Source organism: Curtobacterium sp. MCBD17_035, from assembly GCF_003234815.2.
In the GTDB taxonomy this organism is placed as follows: domain Bacteria; phylum Actinomycetota; class Actinomycetes; order Actinomycetales; family Microbacteriaceae; genus Curtobacterium.
In genome coordinates this window covers 2,815,035-2,831,777 of the sequence record NZ_CP126279.1, presented here as the reverse complement: position 1 = coordinate 2,831,777, position 16,743 = coordinate 2,815,035, and the positions used below count along the sequence as shown (strand labels likewise).

Sequence of the window (16,743 nt, the reverse complement as noted above, 5' to 3'; positions counted from 1 at the left end):
CTCTGAGCGGTCGACCAGCTCCCGTGACCCCGCCCGGTCCTCCACACGGGGGACGTGCCCCGCACTGGGGGTCTCGATGCAGGTGAATGGAACCGGCGGCGTCAGTACCTTGGGAGGACTCGGAACCCCGGCATCAGCCGCTGCGACCGAGCCGACCCGAACCCCCTGATCCGACAGGACCGCCGCCGTGTTCGCTGCCGCGACCGCGCGCCATCGCGCGCGCCCGAAGACCGCCCGCCGCCTCGCCGTGCTCGGCGTCGCACTCATGCTCGGCGGTGTGTCCGTCGGGCTCGCCACGACCGCGGCGCAGGCGGCGACCACGACGGCGACGACGCAGTACGCGCAGGAGGCGTTCACGGGCCCCTCGATCGCGGACTCGGGTTCCTTCATGAAGCCGACCCTGCCCGGTGGGACGAACATCGCCTGTCTCACGGCGGGGACGGACACGTCGCAGACCCCGGTCCCGGGCTGCGCCACCACGGCCGTCGACAGCAGCAACGGCGCGCTCCGCCTGACGGACGCGACGGGGACGAAGGTCGGCGGCGTGGGAGCCAAGGGCGCCGTCCCGATCGCCCAGGGCCTCGACGTGACGTTCGACTCCTACCAGTACGGCGGCAACGGCGCGGACGGCATCGCGTTCTACCTCGCTGCCACCGACCCCTACGCGCCGAAGCCGCCGACCCAGACCGGTCCGACGGGTGGATCGCTCGGCTACAGCGCGAACCACGACTACGGCTCGACGGCGAGCGGCCTGCCCTACGGGTACCTCGGGCTCGGACTGGACGCGTACGGCAACTACAAGACCACGACGTACAGCGGGACGAACTGCACCACCGGTGTCGCCTCGAACACCACGAACGGCAAGGCGAACGTCACCGTCCGCGGCCCCGGCAACGGGACGGTCGGCTACTGCTACATCGCGAGCTCCCAGCCCTCGGGTGCCCTGACCAAGGCCACGGTGTCCAGCCGGACGGACGCGGACGTGCCCGTCGAGATCGTCGTGAACACCTCGACGGCGACGGTGATGTCGAAGGGGATGACGGGCGCGAACGGCAGCTCGGTCCTGCCGAGGACCGCCGTCCCCGCGGGCAACTGGGCGATCGTGTACGACTCGATCGGCGCCACCGCTGGGCCGCAGACCCTCATGGGCACCCTGCCGAACGTGACCACCTCCGGTGCCACGTTCCCCGCCAGCTGGATCGATCCGTCGACCGGGTACCCGTACAAGCTCACCTACGGGTGGGTCGGGTCGACCGGCGGCTCCTACGACGTCCACGAGGTGAACCAGTTCACCGCGACCTCGCTCACGGGCGCGGTGCCGCAGCTCGCGGCCACGGCGTCCGTGTCGGACCCCTCGCCACAGCGCGGCGACAGCGACACCTACACCGTCACGCCGGCCGTCGCCTCGAGCGGCGGTGCCGAGCAGGGCCTCGTCAAGGTCACCACCCGGTTCGACGCGGGTGCGACGCCGAACGCGGCGGGTGGTTCGGACGGCACCTGGAGCTGCGCGACGGACCCGTCCGACTCCAGCGGTCAGACCGTCGCGTGCACGGACTCCTCGGCCGCCGGCACGCAGCCCGGCACCGCCCTCCCCGCGATCCACATCCCGTACACCGTGAGCGGCGCCGTCGGCACGACCGCCACGATCACCTCGACCGTCGCGTCGACCGACGCCCTCACCACCGCGTCCGCCCACGCGACCGCGACGGTCGCGCACGTCCCGACGGCCCTCCAGGTCTCGGCCTCGCCGGCCTCCATCACGGCCGGGGGTGCCACGACGGTGACGGCCGCCGTCACCACGACCGGCAGCCCGAGCAGCACGATCACGGCCGCGACCGGCACCGTGACGTTCACGCAGGGCGGCACGACCGTGTGCAGGGCGGTCCCCGTCGCGAACGGCACCGCGTCGTGCTCCGTCGTCGAGAGCGCCGCCGGTCCGCACGTCGTGACCGCGACCTACTCGGGCGACACCACACGCTCCGGGTCCACGGGCACGGCGTCCGTCGACGTCGCGCTCCGCTCCTCGGCGTTCACCGTCGGCGCCTCACCGGCTCAGACCACGCGCGTCGGCGTCGAGCCGACCTACAGCGCGACCGGGCTGCCCTCGGGTGCGACCGGAACCGTGACGTTCCTCGTCGACGGCACCGCCGCCTGCACCGCCGACGCGAGTACCACGACGCCCTCGTGCACGCAGCCCACCACGCTGGCGCTCGGCGACCACGTCGTGACCGCGCGGTACTCCGGCGACGGCGCGACCGCCGCCTCCACGGCCACGAACACCGCGACCGTGCACGTCGGCCAGGCAGCCACGAGCTCGGCCACGACCGTCGACGGTCACACCACCGCGACCACGACGTACGGTGACGTCCCCACGTTCGCCGTGACGGGCCTCCCGTCCGACGCCGCGGGCACCGTGTCGTTCCGCGACGCGTCCGCGGACACCGGGTCCGCCGACGCGCCCGCGCTGTGCCAGGTGACGTTGCCCGACACGTCCTGCACGCCGACGAGCACGCTCGACGCCGGTGCGCACCGCATCGTCGCGACCTACGCCGGCACGACCGACGGTGACTACGCCCGCGGCACGTCCTCCGTCGCGACGCTCACGGTCGACCGGGTGCCGGCCGTCCCGATGGCCACCACCGTGAGCGACCCGACCCCGACCTTCGGCGACGAGCTCACCCTGTCGGCGACGGGCACACCCGCTGCAGCCAGCGGCACCATCGCGTTCACCGACGAGAGCGGCGCCCCGCTGTGCACCGTGCACCTGCCCGCGACCTCGTGCACCACGACCGCGCTGGCCGCCGGGGACCACACGGTCAGCGCGAGCTGGGACGGCGACACCGACCACGTGGGCGGTTCGAGCGACCCGGTCGCCGTGCACGTGGCGAAGGCCACCGCCGCCATCGGCGTGACGGCCGACGGCCACACGAGCGACGCCGACACCGTGACCTACGGGACGAGCGCGCGCCTGACCGCCACGGGCCTCCCGAGCGGCGCCGCCAGCGACAGCGTCATCCGGTTCGCGACGACCGGTGGCACCGTGCTCGGCACGGCCACGGCCGGGAGGCCCAGCATCGACACCGACGCCGCCCTCACCGCCGGCAGGTACCAGGTCATCGCGCACTGGGTCGGCGACGACGACCACGAGGCCGTCGACAGCCCGGTCGTGACGCTCGTCGTCCAGCGCGCCACCACGGCGATCGGGGCGACCATCGACGGCGGCAGCACGAGTTCCGTGGACTACGGCGACACGGCCGCGCTCGCCGTGACGGACCTGCCCGCTGGTGCGTCGGGCACCGTCACGTGGGCGACGAGCGACGGGCTGGCGCTCGGCTCGGCGGACGTGCGCGACGGCGCAGCTGCCACCACGGTCACACCGTCGACCCTGCACAAGGGCAGCTACGCGATCACCGCGACGTACACGGGCGACACCGACCACGTCGGCAGCACGAGCCCGGCGGTCCAGCTCGTCGTCGCCGCGAGGTCGAGCAGCATCACCGCGAGCGTCAGCGACGACCATCCCGTCCACGGCACGCCGGTCACCCTGACCGTCGCCGGCATCGCTCCGGGTGCCACCGGGACCGTGACGTTCACCGACGACGACCACCAGGTCCTCTGCTCCGTGCAGCTCCCAGCGCTCTCGTGCACGACCTCGGCCGCGCTGGGCGCCGGGACCCACACGGTGACGACGACGTTCGTCCCGGGCGACGACGACCACGCGCCGGCCACGGCGACGCAGACCCTGACGATCACGGTCGCCAAGGCGCCCACGGCCGTCGCCGTCGTGCCGGGCAGTGGTGGCACGGGCGCCGGGACCGGGAGCGGGAGCGGCAGCGGGAGCGGCCCGGGTGGCGGCGGCGCGGGCGGCGGCAGCGGCGCTGGCCTCGGCACGATCGACACCACCTACGGCACCGGCGTGGTGTTGACCCCGACCGGGCTGCCCGCCGGCGCCACGGGCACGGTCACGTTCACCGACGACGCCGGCACGACCCTCTGCACCGTGCAACTCGGGCGCGCCACGAGCTGCACCACGGTCACCGACCTGCCGACCGGCACACACCAGGTGACGCCCGTCTACTCGGGTGACGCCGATCACGACGGCTCGACCGGCACGCCCATCACCATGCACGTGGCGCGGGCCGCGACCGCGGTCACGGTGCATGCTGCAGCGTCGAGCACCACGTGGGGCGACACGGTCACCCTGACGATCGGTGGCCTGCCCGCGCACGCCACCGGTACGGTCACCCTGCGCGTCGACCACCGGGTGCTCTGCACGCTGACGCTCCCGCACACCACGTGCTCGACCGCGGGCATCGTGCCCGGCTCGGACACGGTCGCGGCGGCGTACACGGGCGACGACTCGTACGGACCCTCGTCGGCCACGACGGCGATCGTCGTGACGGCGATCCACACGGTCGAGCCGATCGTGGTCCCGTCGAAGGCGAGTGGGTCCTTCACGGCCACCTGGAAGCCGATCCCCGGTGCCACGGCCTACCGGATCGTCGTCTCCGCGAGCAGCGACCTCGCCCACGCGGTCGCGTCGCGCACCCTCGGTGCCGGTGCCACGACTGCCGTGTTCACCGGCCTCGACCCCGACACGACGTACTCGTACCGGGTCGAGGCGCTGAACCCCGACGGCGTCGTGCTCGGCATCCACGACGCGGTCGCCCGGACAGCGGTCGCCGCGGTCGTGTCCGTCGGGCAGCTCGCGTTCACCGGGTCGGACATCGCGGTCGGCATGGTCGGCCTCGGCGCGCTGCTCCTCGTGCTCGCCGGCGCCCTGCTCGTCACCGCGAACCGGCTCCGGGAGCGGCGGCCGGGCCCGATGCGGCGGAGCGGGACGGTCTGACCCCGCGTTCCCGGCGGTCGGGTCTCCCCGTCGCCGGGGCGCGTGCCGACGACGAGTGCGCGGTCGGACGACCGCGCACTCGTCGTCCGTGCGCGCGCGTTCCTGCGTGTTCGTTCTCGGGCGTCGCTACCGGGAGGCGCGGTGCGCGTAGGTCACGTAGGGCACCGCGATCACGTCACCGGAGAGCGCGGGGTCACCGTCCAGGAGGTCCTCGATCCGACCGAGCACGGCCTGGCGCTCCGCCGCCTCGAGCGTGCTCACGTAGCTGCGGGACGCCACCATCGCCAGGAACTCCTCCCGGCTCTGCTCGTGCACCCAGCGGACCTCGTGCCGCTCGTGCCTGGCGAACGGCGGCGCGAACGCCGGGTGCTCGACGCCCATCACGCGCTCACCCGGCTGGTGCATGAGGGCGCTCATGCGCGCGACCCACGGCACGGTCTCGTCCCGGAGGTTCCAGACGAGCCCGAGCGTGCCGTGCGGCCGGAGCACCCGGCCGATCTCCCGCGACGCCGCGACCGGGTCCATCCAGTGCCACGCCTGGGCCACGACCACGGCGTCGGCCCAGTCGTCCTCCAGCGGGATCGCCTCGCCCGTGCCCTCGAGCACCGGTACGTCCGGGAGCACCCGCGCGAGTGCAGTACGCATACCGGGATCGGGCTCGACCGCGAGGACCTCGGCGGCGAGCGTCGTCAGCACCCTCGTCGCCTTGCCGGTCCCGGCACCGAGGTCGACCACGCGCGACGCGCCAGGCGGCAGCACCCAGGCGATCGCTTCGGCGGGGTAGCCGGGACGCCCCCGTTCGTACACGTCGGCGACGGCGCCGAAGGACAAGGCGTTCCGGTCATGGTGCTCGTCGTGCTGCATGCCGACAGCCTCGCACGTGGTCACGCGACCGGAGCGGCCGGTCGGACGCCCTGAACCACCGCCCGCTCGGTCGCCCCGGTCGTGCTCGCACGCTTCGAGGCGGACGCGTCCGCGCTCAGTCGAGGACCGGTTGACCCACCGCGATGCGCCGAGCGTCGTCACGCAGCCGACGGAACTCGGCGATCGCCTCGTCGTCGGAGATGACGGCTGCCTCGAACCGGTCGCCGACGGCCAGCAGTCGGAGCCGCTCCCGCGCCGCCTGCGCGGGATCCATGCTGGACGCGTCGTCGATCGCCTCGTTCGCCTCGAGGCGCGCGAGCAGTGTGGCGCGGTTCCAGCGGTGCAGTGCGAAGGCCATCTCGGTTCCGTTCCCCGTAGCGGAGCTCGACAACGTCCGCGCACGGACGCCGCCCGACCACCGGGCGTGCTCATCACGCTAGACCGACTGGACGGCCGGACAGTCGCTCGGCGGCGAAGACTCGGTGACCGCACGGCCCGACGTAACACCCCCGAAAGACGCGGACACATGCCGGAAAAAGCGGGGGTCGTGGCGGCGCTCCGACGGGGGGCACGGGTCCCCAGAACGGCCGACACGGCAGGTCGCCCGGCACGCCGATCGGGGTTCAGACCGACGCGAGCACCTTCGCGATCCGCTGCAGGCTCACCGTCTCGGCGGGCCGGAGCTCTTGGGCGAACAGGGAGATCCGGAACTCCTCGAGCATCCACCGTGCGTGCACGAGCTCGGCGGGCGCACCGGGCTGCGGCGGGAAGGTCCCCCCCGCCTCGAGGTACCGGGTCGTGGCGGTCTCGACGTCCCGCGACCAGGCACGGTCCCGGCCGGGGTTCTGCTGGAGCTTCGCCACCCGGGCCTCGACACCCTGCAGGTACACGCGGAGTCGACGCAGCCGGTCGATGCCCGTCGCCGCGACGAAGCCCGGGAACACGAGCCGTTCCATCTGCTGCCGCATGTCCGTCAGCGCCGGGAGCAGGGCCATCGACGTGGCGGCCTTCAACGCGCGCTCGGCACCACGCCACGCCGTGAGGACGGCCGCGACCTCGGACACCGCTCCGAACATGGTGTCCACCACGGTCGCCGACACGGCGTCCCGGGTCGCCTCGAACTCCGCACGCGTGAACACCAGCCCGTCCGGGTGCCGTCGCCGCACGCCGGCGTCCACCACCGCCGCGAGGACGTCGTCGAAGAGCGCCGCCGTCGACGGGTACGGACTCGTCGCGAGGGCGAGCTTCTCCTGCGCGGTCAGGTGCGACTGGATGTAGCTCACCGAACTCGGCACGGCGAGCATGACGAGTCGACGAACCCCCGCTGGCATCTGCACCGCCCGGTCGGCTGCCGTCGCGAGCAGCCGGACCGCCACCGACTTCCCCTCGTCGACCAGTGCCGGGTACGCGCGGATCGTGCCGCCGGCCTGGCGAGTGTCCAGCACCTGGGGCAGGTCGGCCTCGGGCCAGGTGGTGAGTCCGGAGCGCTCCGCGGTCCCGGGGACCGGAGCCGCGCCTCCCGATCGGGAGGGACGGCTCGCCGCCCGCGCGACGCTCGCCTGCGTCCGCTCCTTGAGCTGCTCCTGCAGCGTCCCGAGCGCCTTGCCGGACCCGACGCGGCGGCCGCGCTCGTCGACGACCGTGTACGTGGGCAGGAGGTGCGGTGGCACGCGCTCCATGTCGAAGTCGGCCTCGGTCACCGGCACGTGCACCATGCGCTGGATCGCCGCGGCGAGCGTCGAGCGGAACGACTCGGTCGGCTCGGCCGGCGCGTCGTCCGGCAGCACCGCCACGAGTTTCTCCGCCCAGTCGGCCGCGGGCACCACGTTCTTGCGGATCTGCTTCGGGAGCGCCCGGATGAGCGCCGTCACGAGTTCCTTCCGCAGCCCCGGCACCTGCCAGTCGAAGCCGTCCTCGCGCATGCGGGGGAGCAGCGGCAGGGGCACCTGCACGGACACGCCGTCGTCCTCGGCGCCCGGCTCGAACCGGTAGCGGAGCGCCAGACGCTGGTCGCCCTGTCGCCACTGCGTCGGGTACTCGGACTCGTCCTGCGCAGCCTCGGCGGCGGACTCGTCGAGCAGGTCCTCTCGGCGCATCGTCAGCAGGTCCGGGCGGTCCCGGCGCTCTCGGCGCCACCAGCCCTCGAACCCCCGGGTGGTCGCGACGTCGGCGGGTATCCGGGCGTCGTAGAAGTCGAACACGCGCTCGTCGTCGAGCAGGATGTCGCGGCGGCGGGTGCGCTCCTCGAGTTGCTCGAGTTCCTTCCGGAGCCTGCGGTTCGCCCGGTCGAACGCCTGCGGGGAGTCCCACTCGCCCTCGACCAGGGCATGCCGGATGAACAGCTCGCGTGCGTGCACCGGGTCGATGCGGGCGTACTGCACGCGCCGTCGCGCGACGATCGGCACGCCGAACAGCGTCACGCGCTCGTAGGCCACGACGGCGCCCTGTTTCTTCTCCCAGTGGGGTTCCCCGTAGGTGCGCTTGAGGAGGTCCCCGGCGAGCGGTTCCGCCCAGGCCGGGTCGATCCTCCCGACCGTGCGCGCGAAGAGTCGACTCGTCTCGACGAGTTCGGCGGCCATCACCGCATCCGGCTGCTTCTTCGCCAGCACGCTCCCGGGGAACAGGACGAAGCGGGTGTTGCGCGAACCGAGGTAGTCGCGCTTCTCGCGGTCCCGCAACCCGATCTGACTGAGCAGGCCCGACAGCAGCGCGCGGTGGACGGCGTCCGGGTCGTCCTTGCGTTCCGTCCCGACGTGCACCCCGACCTGCTTGGCGGCCCGTGACAGCTGCCGGTACAGGTCCTGCCACTCGCGGATCCGCAGGTAGTTGAGGAACTCGGAGCGGACCTCGCGGCGGAACGCACTCGAGCTGAGCTCCGTCTGCCGGTCCTCGATGTGGTTCCACAGCGTCAGGAGGGTCAGGAAGTCACTCGTCGGATCGGAGAACCGTGCATGCAGCTGGTCGGCACGGGCACGCTGCTCGAGCGGGCGTTCCCTCGGGTCCTGGATGCTCAGGGAGGCGACGATCGCGATGACCTCGCGGCCGACGCCTTGCCGGCCCGCCTCGAGCACCATGCGTCCGAGCCGGGGGTCGATGGGCAACCGGGTCAGCTGCTGACCCGTGCGGGTGATCGCGCCCTGCTTGTCCACGGCCTGGAGCTCGCGGAGCAGGTCGAGGCCGTCCTTGACGCCCCGCGAGTCCGGGGGTTGCAGGAACGGGAACGCGCCGATGTCGCCGAAGCCGAGCGAGATCATCTGCAGGATCACCGCGGCCAGGTTCGTGCGGAGGATCTCGGGGTCCGTGTACTCGGGGCGGCGGGCGAAGTCGTCCTCGGAGTAGAGGCGGATCGCGATGCCCGGGCTCGTGCGGCCGGACCGGCCCGACCGCTGGTTCGCGCTCGCCTGCGAGATCGCCTCGATCGGCAGCCGCTGCACCTTCGCACGTGGGGAGTACCGCGAGATGCGCGCGGTGCCGGTGTCCACGACGTATCGGATCCCGGGCACGGTCAAGCTCGTCTCGGCGACGTTCGTCGCGAGCACCACGCGCCTGCGGACGCCCGGCGTGCTGCTCCGCTGGAACACCCGATGTTGGTCCGCCGCGGACAGCCGCCCGTACAGCGGCAGGACCTCGGTGCCCGGGTACCGCTTGCCCTCGATGGCGTCCTGGGCGTCGCGGATCTCGTTCTCGCCGGACAGGAACACGAGCACGTCGCCGGGTTCCTCGCGCGCCAGTTCCTCGAGCGCGTCCGTGATGCCCTGCAGGAAGTCGCGGTCGTCGGGGGAGCCGACGCGGGTACTCCGCCCGGCGTCACCGGTGCGTGCGTCGTCCTCGTCGAGCTCGGCGTCCACGTCGGCGTCGGCGTCGGTGCCGTCCTCGGCGACGAGGGGCCGGTAGCGGATCTCGACCGGGAACGTCCGGCCCGAGACCTCGATGATCGGAGCCCCGCCGAAGTGCCGGGAGAACGACGCGGGGTCGATCGTCGCGCTCGTGATGATCACCTTGAGGTCGGGGCGCCGCGGCAACAGCCGCTTCAGGTACCCGAGCAGGAAGTCGATCGTCAACGACCGCTCGTGCGCCTCGTCGATGATGATCGTGTCGTAGCGCCGGAGGTCGCGGTCGTGGTGGATCTCGTTGAGCAGGATCCCGTCGGTCATGAGCTTGACCCGGGTGTTCGCCGAGACCTTGTCGGTGAACCGCACCTGGTACCCGACGAGGTCGCCGAGGTCGCTCCCGAGCTCCTCGGCCACGCGCTCCGCGATGGTCCGCGCCGCGATCCGCCGTGGCTGGGTGTGTCCGATGTGCTCGCGTCCGAGTTCGAGGCAGATCTTCGGCAGCTGCGTCGTCTTGCCGGACCCGGTCGCGCCGGCGACGATGACGACCTGGTGGTCGCGGATCGCGGCAGCGATGTCGTCGCGCCGCTGCGACACGGGCAGGTCCGGCGGGTACGAGATCGCGATCGGGGTGGTCGGCATGAGCCCTCCAGTCTACGTCGCGTGGCTCCATCCGGGGCCCGCAGGGTCGTGCCGACCTGCCGTGGCCGGACAGCGGTCGGGTCAGGCGGACAGGCTCGCTGCGAGTGCGTCGATCGTCCGCGCCGGTAACGCGCAGACCATGTCGTGACACACGTAGGCCGCGGGGGCGAGCGCATCGCGGTCGACGAACAGCTCGAAGCCCGCAGCGGCGAAGGCGCGGGCCTGCTCGGGTGTCACCACCGCGACGAGCGTGCCGGGACGTCGCTCGGCCACGCCGCGCCGGGCCATCGGGTCGTCGGGGTGCTCGACCACCACGACGACCTCGCGACTCGGTCGAGCGAGCTCGAGCGCGAGCGCGAGCGCATCGGCGTGGCCGAGGGGTTGCCGCAGTCCGTCGTTCGCCCGGCCGGCGACCAGCTGAGCGGCGATGGAGCGGTACCGGGAGTCGCCGGTCAACTCCGCGAGGCGGGCAGCCGCACCCGCGAGTCCCATCGAGCCGCTCCGCAGCGCCGTCTGGGGTTGCTCGCCGGCATCGGTGCCTGCGGCCGCGAGGACCGGATCCGCACCCACCACCACCCGAGCCCGGCCCGTGTCGTCGAGCGTGACAGCATCGTCGACGATGGTCCGCGCCGCCGTCGCGTACCGGGCCTCTCCGCTGGCGAGCGCGAGCTCGGCCAGCCCCTCGGCGAACAGCCCGATGTCCTCGAGTGCGGGTCCCGCGGCGGAGGGTCCCCGGGGCGTCGAGGACCGGATGACGACCGCACCGTCGCGGACGTGTGTCGCGAGGAGACGGTCAGCGGCGCTGCGAGCGTCCTCGATCATGGTGGGATCCGCGAGCGCCGCCCCGGTGATCGCGAGGGCACGGATGGCGAGTCCGTTCCAGCCGGTGAGCACGTGGTCGTCGAGCGGCGGCGGGTCGAGCCGAGCGCGACCCGCGGCGTCCTCGCGGTACCACGCACCCTCGACGCGTCGGCCGTCGATGGTGCTCTCGCTGTCCTGCGCCGCGACGAACACACCGTCCGCCGTCCGCAGCACGGCGTGCAGGAACCGGGCGATGCCGCGCGCGAGCTGCGGGGCGATGCCGTCGGGGCGATGTCGGGCGAGGGCACCAGCGGTCGCGAGCAGCCCCGCGTTGTCGTACAGCATCCGCTCGTAGTGCGGCACGCTCCAGTCACGCCGGGTGGCGTAGCGGAAGACGCCGCCGTCGAGGGGGTCGAGGAGGTCGGACCCGGCGATCGCGGTCAGGGTTCGTTCCGCCAGGTCGAGCGCCTGCGCGTCGCCGTCGGCACCGGCATCGACGAGGAACTCGAGCAACGGCGCGTTCGGGAACTTCGGGGCCGACCCGAAGCCACCGAACTCCCGGTCCTCGGCCTCCGCCAGTCGGTCCACGACCGCGTGCACCGCCGACGGATCCGGGAGGGCCGTGGTGGGGCCGCCCCGAGCCTCCGAGCCGGCGTCGTCCGCGCCGCCACCCGCCTGTGACTGTGCGGTGATGGCGGCGGCGATGCCGTCGGCGTTCTGGTCGACCTCGTCCCGCCGGTCCGTCCAGGCCTCGCGCACCGCGCCGAGCACCTGCCGGAACGAGGGGTGCCCCTGCACGGGTTCGGGCGGGAAGTAGGTGCCCGCGTAGAACACCCGGCCCCCCGGGGTCATGAAGACGCTGAGCGGCCAGCCGAGGTTCTGGGTGAACGCGCTCGCGCCGATCATGGCGCTGGAGTCGACGTCCGGGCGTTCTTCGCGGTCGACCTTGACCGACACGAAGTCCCGACGGAGTTCGTCGGCGATCGCCGGGTCGGAGAACGACTCACGGGCCATGACGTGGCACCAGTGACAGGTGGCGTAGCCGATCGACACGAACACGGGGACGTCGCGCTCCGCGGCCTCGGCGAACGCCTCCGTGCCCCACTCCCGCCAGTCCACGGGGTTGTCGGCATGGGCTCGCAGGTAGGGACTGACGGCGGTGCCGAGACGGTTGTCGCTCATGGGCACAGCCTTGCACCGAGGCCGCGCGCGTGGTCCCAGGCCGTCCCGGCTGTGGAGAGTGCCCGCTTCCGGTTGACGTTGTGGACGTCACGCAGGGAATCGAGGAGGGCTGCCCCCGGTGCCCCGTCCGATCCTCGGGGCACCACGCTGTCGGTACAGTCGCCCTGTGCCGACTGCGGATGACGACGGGGACGCCCTCGACGCGCAGCTTGCCCCGCTGCACCCCCGTACGCCTGCGCGCATCCGGGAGTGGTTGCTGCCGTCGGTCCTGCTCGGCCTCGCGGCGGCGGCGGTCATCGTCGGTGTCGTCACGATCGGTGCGCGCGGCGGGCTCCACGCGCTCGGATGGGCCACGGTCACGGCTGCCGTCCTGGTGATCGTCGACGCCGTCACGCTCGGTGCGCTGGGTCATCGCGCCTGGCTTCGCCTCACGCCTCGTTCGGTCGGGGTCTACCTGCGCTTCACGGTCTCCTCGCGCGCGGGCGTCGTCGCGGTCGCGTTGGTCCTCGGTTCGCTCGCTGGCCTCGGGATCGTTCTCTACCCGGCCGCGGTCATCGGGGTCTCCGGCCTCCGCGCCCGCCCATTGCCGCTGGCGCGCGAGGCGGCCGAGCTCGAGCGTCGGCTCCGTCGGACCACCACCCGAGCCGCCCTGCTCAACGCCGTGATCATGATCGTGCTGCCGGTGACCCTCGGCCTCGTCGTTCGGGCCCAGAGGACCGCTCCGAACCTCATCGAGCAGGCCTGGACCGTGCAGGCCGTGATCCTCCCGGCAGTGGGGCTCGCGCTCGGGGCGTGGGCACTGCTCCGCCTGCGCGCGTCGGACACCCGCGCGCACGTGGAGGACGCGCCCGACCACTGAGCGCCGATCAGGAGGCACCGAACGGCACGAACGACCGAGCAGCACGTGCCCACTCGGTGTCGAGCGTCCCGACGTCGAGCGCGGCGAGGGTGTTCATGAGCATCCCGAGGCCGATGAAGGTCTTGACGGGCACGTCGTCCATCCCCGACCGTTCGGCCACCGTGTTCCACAATCGGCCGAACACGTCCTGCATCGCCGCGCGGACCGCCGGGTCCGCGCACGCCGCGAAGCCCTGCATCTGCAACAACAGCCGGTCCCGGTCGCCGAGGAGTTCGACGTACGCGTCGCCCATCGCCGTCAGGGCCTCGGCACCGGTGCGTCCCGCTGCCGCTGCGACCATGCCCTCGGTGAGTCGGTCGCACGCGGCGACGACGACATCGATGAACAGGGCGCGCTTGTTGCCGAAGAGCCGGAAGACGTACGCCTCGCTGATGCCGACCTCGCGCGCGATGGTGTCGATCGACACCCCGTGCAGTCCCGAACGGGCGAACGCCACGGTCGCTGCTCGGCGGATCTGATCGCGTCGTTCGTCGGCGGTTCCGCGACCGGCCATGGCGTCCTCCTGAAGTCCGTGCTGTCACTTGTGTGAGTGGTCGCTCACACGTAAGTTGTGAGTGACCACTCACAGTACCGTGGAGGAGCAGCGATGGAACAGAACGAGCAGGCGGAACACGTCGTCCACATGTCGGGCGGCAGCATCCGGGGGACCGCCGAACACGGCATCCGACGGTTCCTCGGCGTGCCGTACGCCGCCGCTCCGGTCGGCCGGAACCGACTCCGACCGCCGCAGCCGGTCGTCCCGTGGCAGGGCGTCCGCGACGCCACCGTGTACGGCCCGACGGCGCCGAAGGGGAGCTACCCGGCGCCCGTCGTGCCGATCCTGCCCGAGGTGACGATCCCCGGCGACGAGTGGCTCAACTGCAACGTCTGGACGCCGGTCGGCGCGGACCGCCTCCCCGTGTTCGTGTGGATCCACGGCGGGTCGTTCCTCCAGGGCTCCGGCTCGCTGCCGGAGTACGACGGCACCGCATTCGCCCGCGACGGCATCGTCTGCGTCACCATCAACTACAGGCTCGGTGCCGAGGGATCCCTCGTCACGGAGGACGGCTCGCCGAACCTCGGCATGCAGGACCAGGTCGCCGCGCTCCGATGGGTGCGGGACGAGATCGCGCGGTTCGGCGGCGACCCCGACCGCGTCACGGTGGCGGGCGAGTCCGCCGGAGCCGCGTCGGTCGCCACCCTGCTCACGATGCCGTCCGCACGCGGCCTCTTCGCCGCCGCCGTGATCCAGAGCGGCGCCGGCAGTCAGTTGCTCCCGGTCGAGGAGGGACGGGCACTGACCGACGCGCTCGCCGCGGACCTCGGGGTCCCACCGACCACCGCGGCGCTCGCCGCCGTTCCGCCCGACACGCTCGTGGAGGCCGTGGCCGGCGTCGTCGCCCGCGCCAGCGCCGGCGGGTGGGGATCGATCCCACGCGGAGGCGTCCCGTTCGCGCCCGTCATCGACGGCGACCTGGTGCCACTGCGACCCGTCGATGCGGTCCGTGCCGGCATCGCCGCAGACGTCCCCGTCCTACTCGGGACGACGCGGGACGAGTACGAACTGTTCGCGCGGCCCGCGGGACTCGTCGACGCCACTGACGAGGCGGGGCTCCGTGCCGCTGCCGAGCGGTGGGGGCTGCCAGCGGAGGGCCTCGACGTGTACCGGCGGAGGCGACCCGGGGCGACGCCGGGCGAGCTGCTCGTGGCCGTGGGCGGCGACCAACGGTTCCGGATGCCGACGGTCGCCCTGGCCGAGGCGCTCGCGGCGCGCGGCGTGGAGCAGAGCGCCACGACAGCAGCGCAGGGGTCGTCCGGGACCTGGATGTACCGGTTCGACGCCGTGGACGCCCGCGACAACGACGGCCTCGGCTCGTGCCACGCCGCGGACACGCCCTTCGTGTTCGAGACGGTGACGCTTCCGGAACTCGCCCCTCGGATCGGACCGCATCCGTCACAGCGGGCCGCGCGCACCGTGCACGACGCCTGGGTGACGTTCGTGCGCACCGGGCGCGCGCCGTGGCGTCCCTACGACCTCGATCAGCGGACCACGGCCCTGCTCGCGGACACGATCACCGAGGTCGACGACCCGGACGGTGACGAGCGACGGGCGTGGAACCCGGCGTCACTCGCGTAACGACAAGAGCGTGAGTGCCGCGTCCTCGGGGCCGTAGTCGAACAGGCGCTCGAAGAAGGGATCGGTGGCCCAGGGGACGTCCCCGTCGGCGGGTGTCGACTGGGCCACCTCGACGAGCCAGTCGACCTCGGGCAGGGCGGCGTCCTCGAACCGGGGCGGTTGCCAGCCGAGGGCGCGGGCCGCCGAGGTGTCGAGCACGACCGGCGAGGGCGTCCACCACGGACTGCGGCCCGTCAGCGCGGAGCCCTCCTGGTCGAGCAGGACCTCCTCCCACCGGTGTCCCAAGTGCCCGGCGATCGTCCGGACGATGTCGAGCACCGTCGGAGCGGGCTCGTCCGCGACGTTGAGGATCCGGCGATCCGGCGCGTCGGCGACGAGGTGCACCAGGCTGGCGACACCGGCCGCGGCGGTGGTGTGGTCGATGCTCATCCCGCCGTCGGCGAGGGCGATGTGGGGCCGATCGTCGAGCACCCGCCGGACGACCCACCACTCGCGCGGCCGGCCGATCCCGACCCCGTACACCTTCGACGGACGCAGGACCGTCACCGGGGCCCCGTGGTCGAGCAGGACCTGTTCCGCGGCCACCTTGTTCGCCGCGTACCCGTCTCGGGAGGTCGGGTCGCCCTCGCCCGCGGGGACGGTCGGCTGGGCCTCGGTGATCGGCACCGGGAACACCGGACGTTCGAGTGAGTTCGCGTGGCGACCACGCTCGTCGGCGTACACGGCCTTCGTCGAGAGCAGCACGGTCGAGGCGACGTCCGGCAGGTACGGCGCGAGTTGCCTGGCGTCCGTGGCGGTCGCCGCGACGCCGTCCACGAGCAGGTCGGCTCCGTCGCGGAGGACTTCGCGGAGCAGCGCGCCGTCCCGTCGATCTCCCGGGACGAAGCGTGCACCACGGGCGACGAGCGCATCGGCCGCCGCACCGCCCCGTCGCGCCACCACGTCCACCTGCCAGTCGTCGGTCGCGTCGAGCAGCTGCCGGACGATCGCCGACCCGATGCCCCCGGTGCCGCCGAGCACCACTGCGCGGCGCGCGCTCATCGTGCCGCTCCCGGTGCCATGTCGTAGGTGATCCACGGTGTGGCCGTGGCGTGGGCGTCGTACAAGGACCGCGCCGTCGCGTTGTCGGCAGCGGTGATCCATCGGACCACGGACGCACCCCCGTCGGCCGCGACCGACCGAGCCCGGTCGAGGAGCATGCGGCCGAGCCCGAGTCCGCGGTGCTCCGCGGCGGTGAAGAGGTCGTCCAGATAGAGCCCGAGTGTCGCGCTGGAGGGCCGCGCGAACCAGCGCAGGTCGGCCAACGCGCCGAGGGTCCCGTCCGGCCTGGACGCCACGAGGCCGAAGAGTCCGTGGTCGCCCCGGACGATCCACTGCCAGGTCCGGTCCACCACCGCGTCGTCGTGGTCGAGGCGGTAGAACGTGCGGTACCCGCGGTAGAGCGCCCGCCACGGTGCCTCGTCCTGGGGCTCGACCGGGCGAACGGACCAGGTCGTGGTCGTCGTGCTGTGCATGGCGTCACGGTATCCCGTGCCGTCCC

The 16,743-nt window shown here is 72.9% G+C and carries 10 protein-coding genes; 3 read left to right on the top strand and 7 right to left on the bottom strand.

The genetic code is table 11. From position 1 onward, the window contains the following. The first annotated feature begins 187 nt into the window (after positions 1–187). Positions 188–4,849 carry an Ig-like domain repeat protein gene (locus DEI93_RS13290; protein WP_111120345.1) on the top strand — a complete coding sequence of 1,554 codons (4,662 nt, stop codon included), beginning with the start codon at positions 188–190 and terminating at the stop codon, positions 4,847–4,849. Positions 4,850–4,975: 126 nt separating this feature from the next. Here DEI93_RS13290 and DEI93_RS13285 read toward each other — a convergent pair whose 3' ends face one another. The 4 genes from DEI93_RS13285 to DEI93_RS13270 all read right to left on the bottom strand — a co-directional run bounded on the left by DEI93_RS13285 (position 4,976) and on the right by DEI93_RS13270 (position 12,168). Then, a complete protein-coding gene (locus DEI93_RS13285; protein WP_111120353.1) occupies positions 4,976–5,713 on the bottom strand; it encodes a class I SAM-dependent methyltransferase in 738 nt (245 codons plus the stop codon). A 115-nt stretch (positions 5,714–5,828) separates the two neighbouring features. Then, entirely contained in the window at positions 5,829–6,071 is a 243-nt protein-coding gene (locus DEI93_RS13280) for a hypothetical protein (RefSeq protein WP_111011163.1), read from the bottom strand. Between the two features lie 265 nt (positions 6,072–6,336). After that, positions 6,337–10,185: an ATP-dependent RNA helicase HrpA gene (gene hrpA, locus DEI93_RS13275; protein ID WP_111120344.1), complete on the bottom strand. Its 3,849-nt coding sequence runs from the start codon at positions 10,183–10,185 to the stop codon at positions 6,337–6,339. A gap of 81 nt (positions 10,186–10,266) precedes the next feature. Continuing rightward, positions 10,267–12,168 (bottom strand): thioredoxin domain-containing protein, encoded by a 1,902-nt coding sequence (locus tag DEI93_RS13270; protein WP_111120343.1) that lies wholly within the window; start codon positions 12,166–12,168, stop codon positions 10,267–10,269. Positions 12,169–12,334: 166 nt separating this feature from the next. Between DEI93_RS13270 and DEI93_RS13265 the strand changes: the two genes are divergently transcribed. Beyond that, positions 12,335–13,027, top strand: a complete 693-nt coding sequence (locus DEI93_RS13265; RefSeq protein WP_111072468.1) for a hypothetical protein — start codon at positions 12,335–12,337, stop codon at positions 13,025–13,027. Between the two features lie 7 nt (positions 13,028–13,034). On the opposite strand, the gene DEI93_RS13260 is transcribed toward DEI93_RS13265, so the two are convergent. Continuing rightward, the gene (locus DEI93_RS13260) at positions 13,035–13,580 is read right to left on the bottom strand and encodes a TetR/AcrR family transcriptional regulator (protein ID WP_111120341.1); all 546 of its coding nucleotides are present in this window, start codon (positions 13,578–13,580) and stop codon (positions 13,035–13,037) included. Between the two features lie 93 nt (positions 13,581–13,673). Between DEI93_RS13260 and DEI93_RS13255 the strand changes: the two genes are divergently transcribed. Next, the gene (locus DEI93_RS13255) at positions 13,674–15,203 is read left to right on the top strand and encodes a carboxylesterase/lipase family protein (RefSeq protein WP_220037905.1); all 1,530 of its coding nucleotides are present in this window, start codon (positions 13,674–13,676) and stop codon (positions 15,201–15,203) included. Here the strand turns inward: DEI93_RS13255 and DEI93_RS13250 are convergent. Continuing rightward, positions 15,192–16,244 (bottom strand): NAD-dependent epimerase/dehydratase family protein, encoded by a 1,053-nt coding sequence (locus DEI93_RS13250; RefSeq protein WP_181436104.1) that lies wholly within the window; start codon positions 16,242–16,244, stop codon positions 15,192–15,194. The two genes, DEI93_RS13255 and DEI93_RS13250, sit on opposite strands and share 12 nt — an antisense overlap. Next, positions 16,241–16,717 (bottom strand): GNAT family N-acetyltransferase, encoded by a 477-nt coding sequence (locus DEI93_RS13245; RefSeq protein ID WP_111011170.1) that lies wholly within the window; start codon positions 16,715–16,717, stop codon positions 16,241–16,243. The genes DEI93_RS13250 and DEI93_RS13245 overlap by 4 nt, the downstream gene beginning before the upstream one ends. Between the last annotated feature and the right edge of the window lie 26 nt (positions 16,718–16,743).

Coding starts and splice junctions, on each gene's coding strand:
- DEI93_RS13255 (WP_220037905.1), top strand. CDS start 13,674: ATGGAACAGAACGAGCAGGCGGAACACGTCGTCCACATGTCGGGCGGC.
- hrpA (WP_111120344.1), bottom strand. CDS start 10,185: ATGCCGACCACCCCGATCGCGATCTCGTACCCGCCGGACCTGCCCGTG.
- DEI93_RS13270 (WP_111120343.1), bottom strand. CDS start 12,168: ATGAGCGACAACCGTCTCGGCACCGCCGTCAGTCCCTACCTGCGAGCC.
- DEI93_RS13260 (WP_111120341.1), bottom strand. CDS start 13,580: ATGGCCGGTCGCGGAACCGCCGACGAACGACGCGATCAGATCCGCCGA.
- DEI93_RS13285 (WP_111120353.1), bottom strand. CDS start 5,713: ATGCAGCACGACGAGCACCATGACCGGAACGCCTTGTCCTTCGGCGCC.
- DEI93_RS13280 (WP_111011163.1), bottom strand. CDS start 6,071: ATGGCCTTCGCACTGCACCGCTGGAACCGCGCCACACTGCTCGCGCGC.
- DEI93_RS13250 (WP_181436104.1), bottom strand. CDS start 16,244: ATGAGCGCGCGCCGCGCAGTGGTGCTCGGCGGCACCGGGGGCATCGGG.
- DEI93_RS13245 (WP_111011170.1), bottom strand. CDS start 16,717: ATGCACAGCACGACGACCACGACCTGGTCCGTTCGCCCGGTCGAGCCC.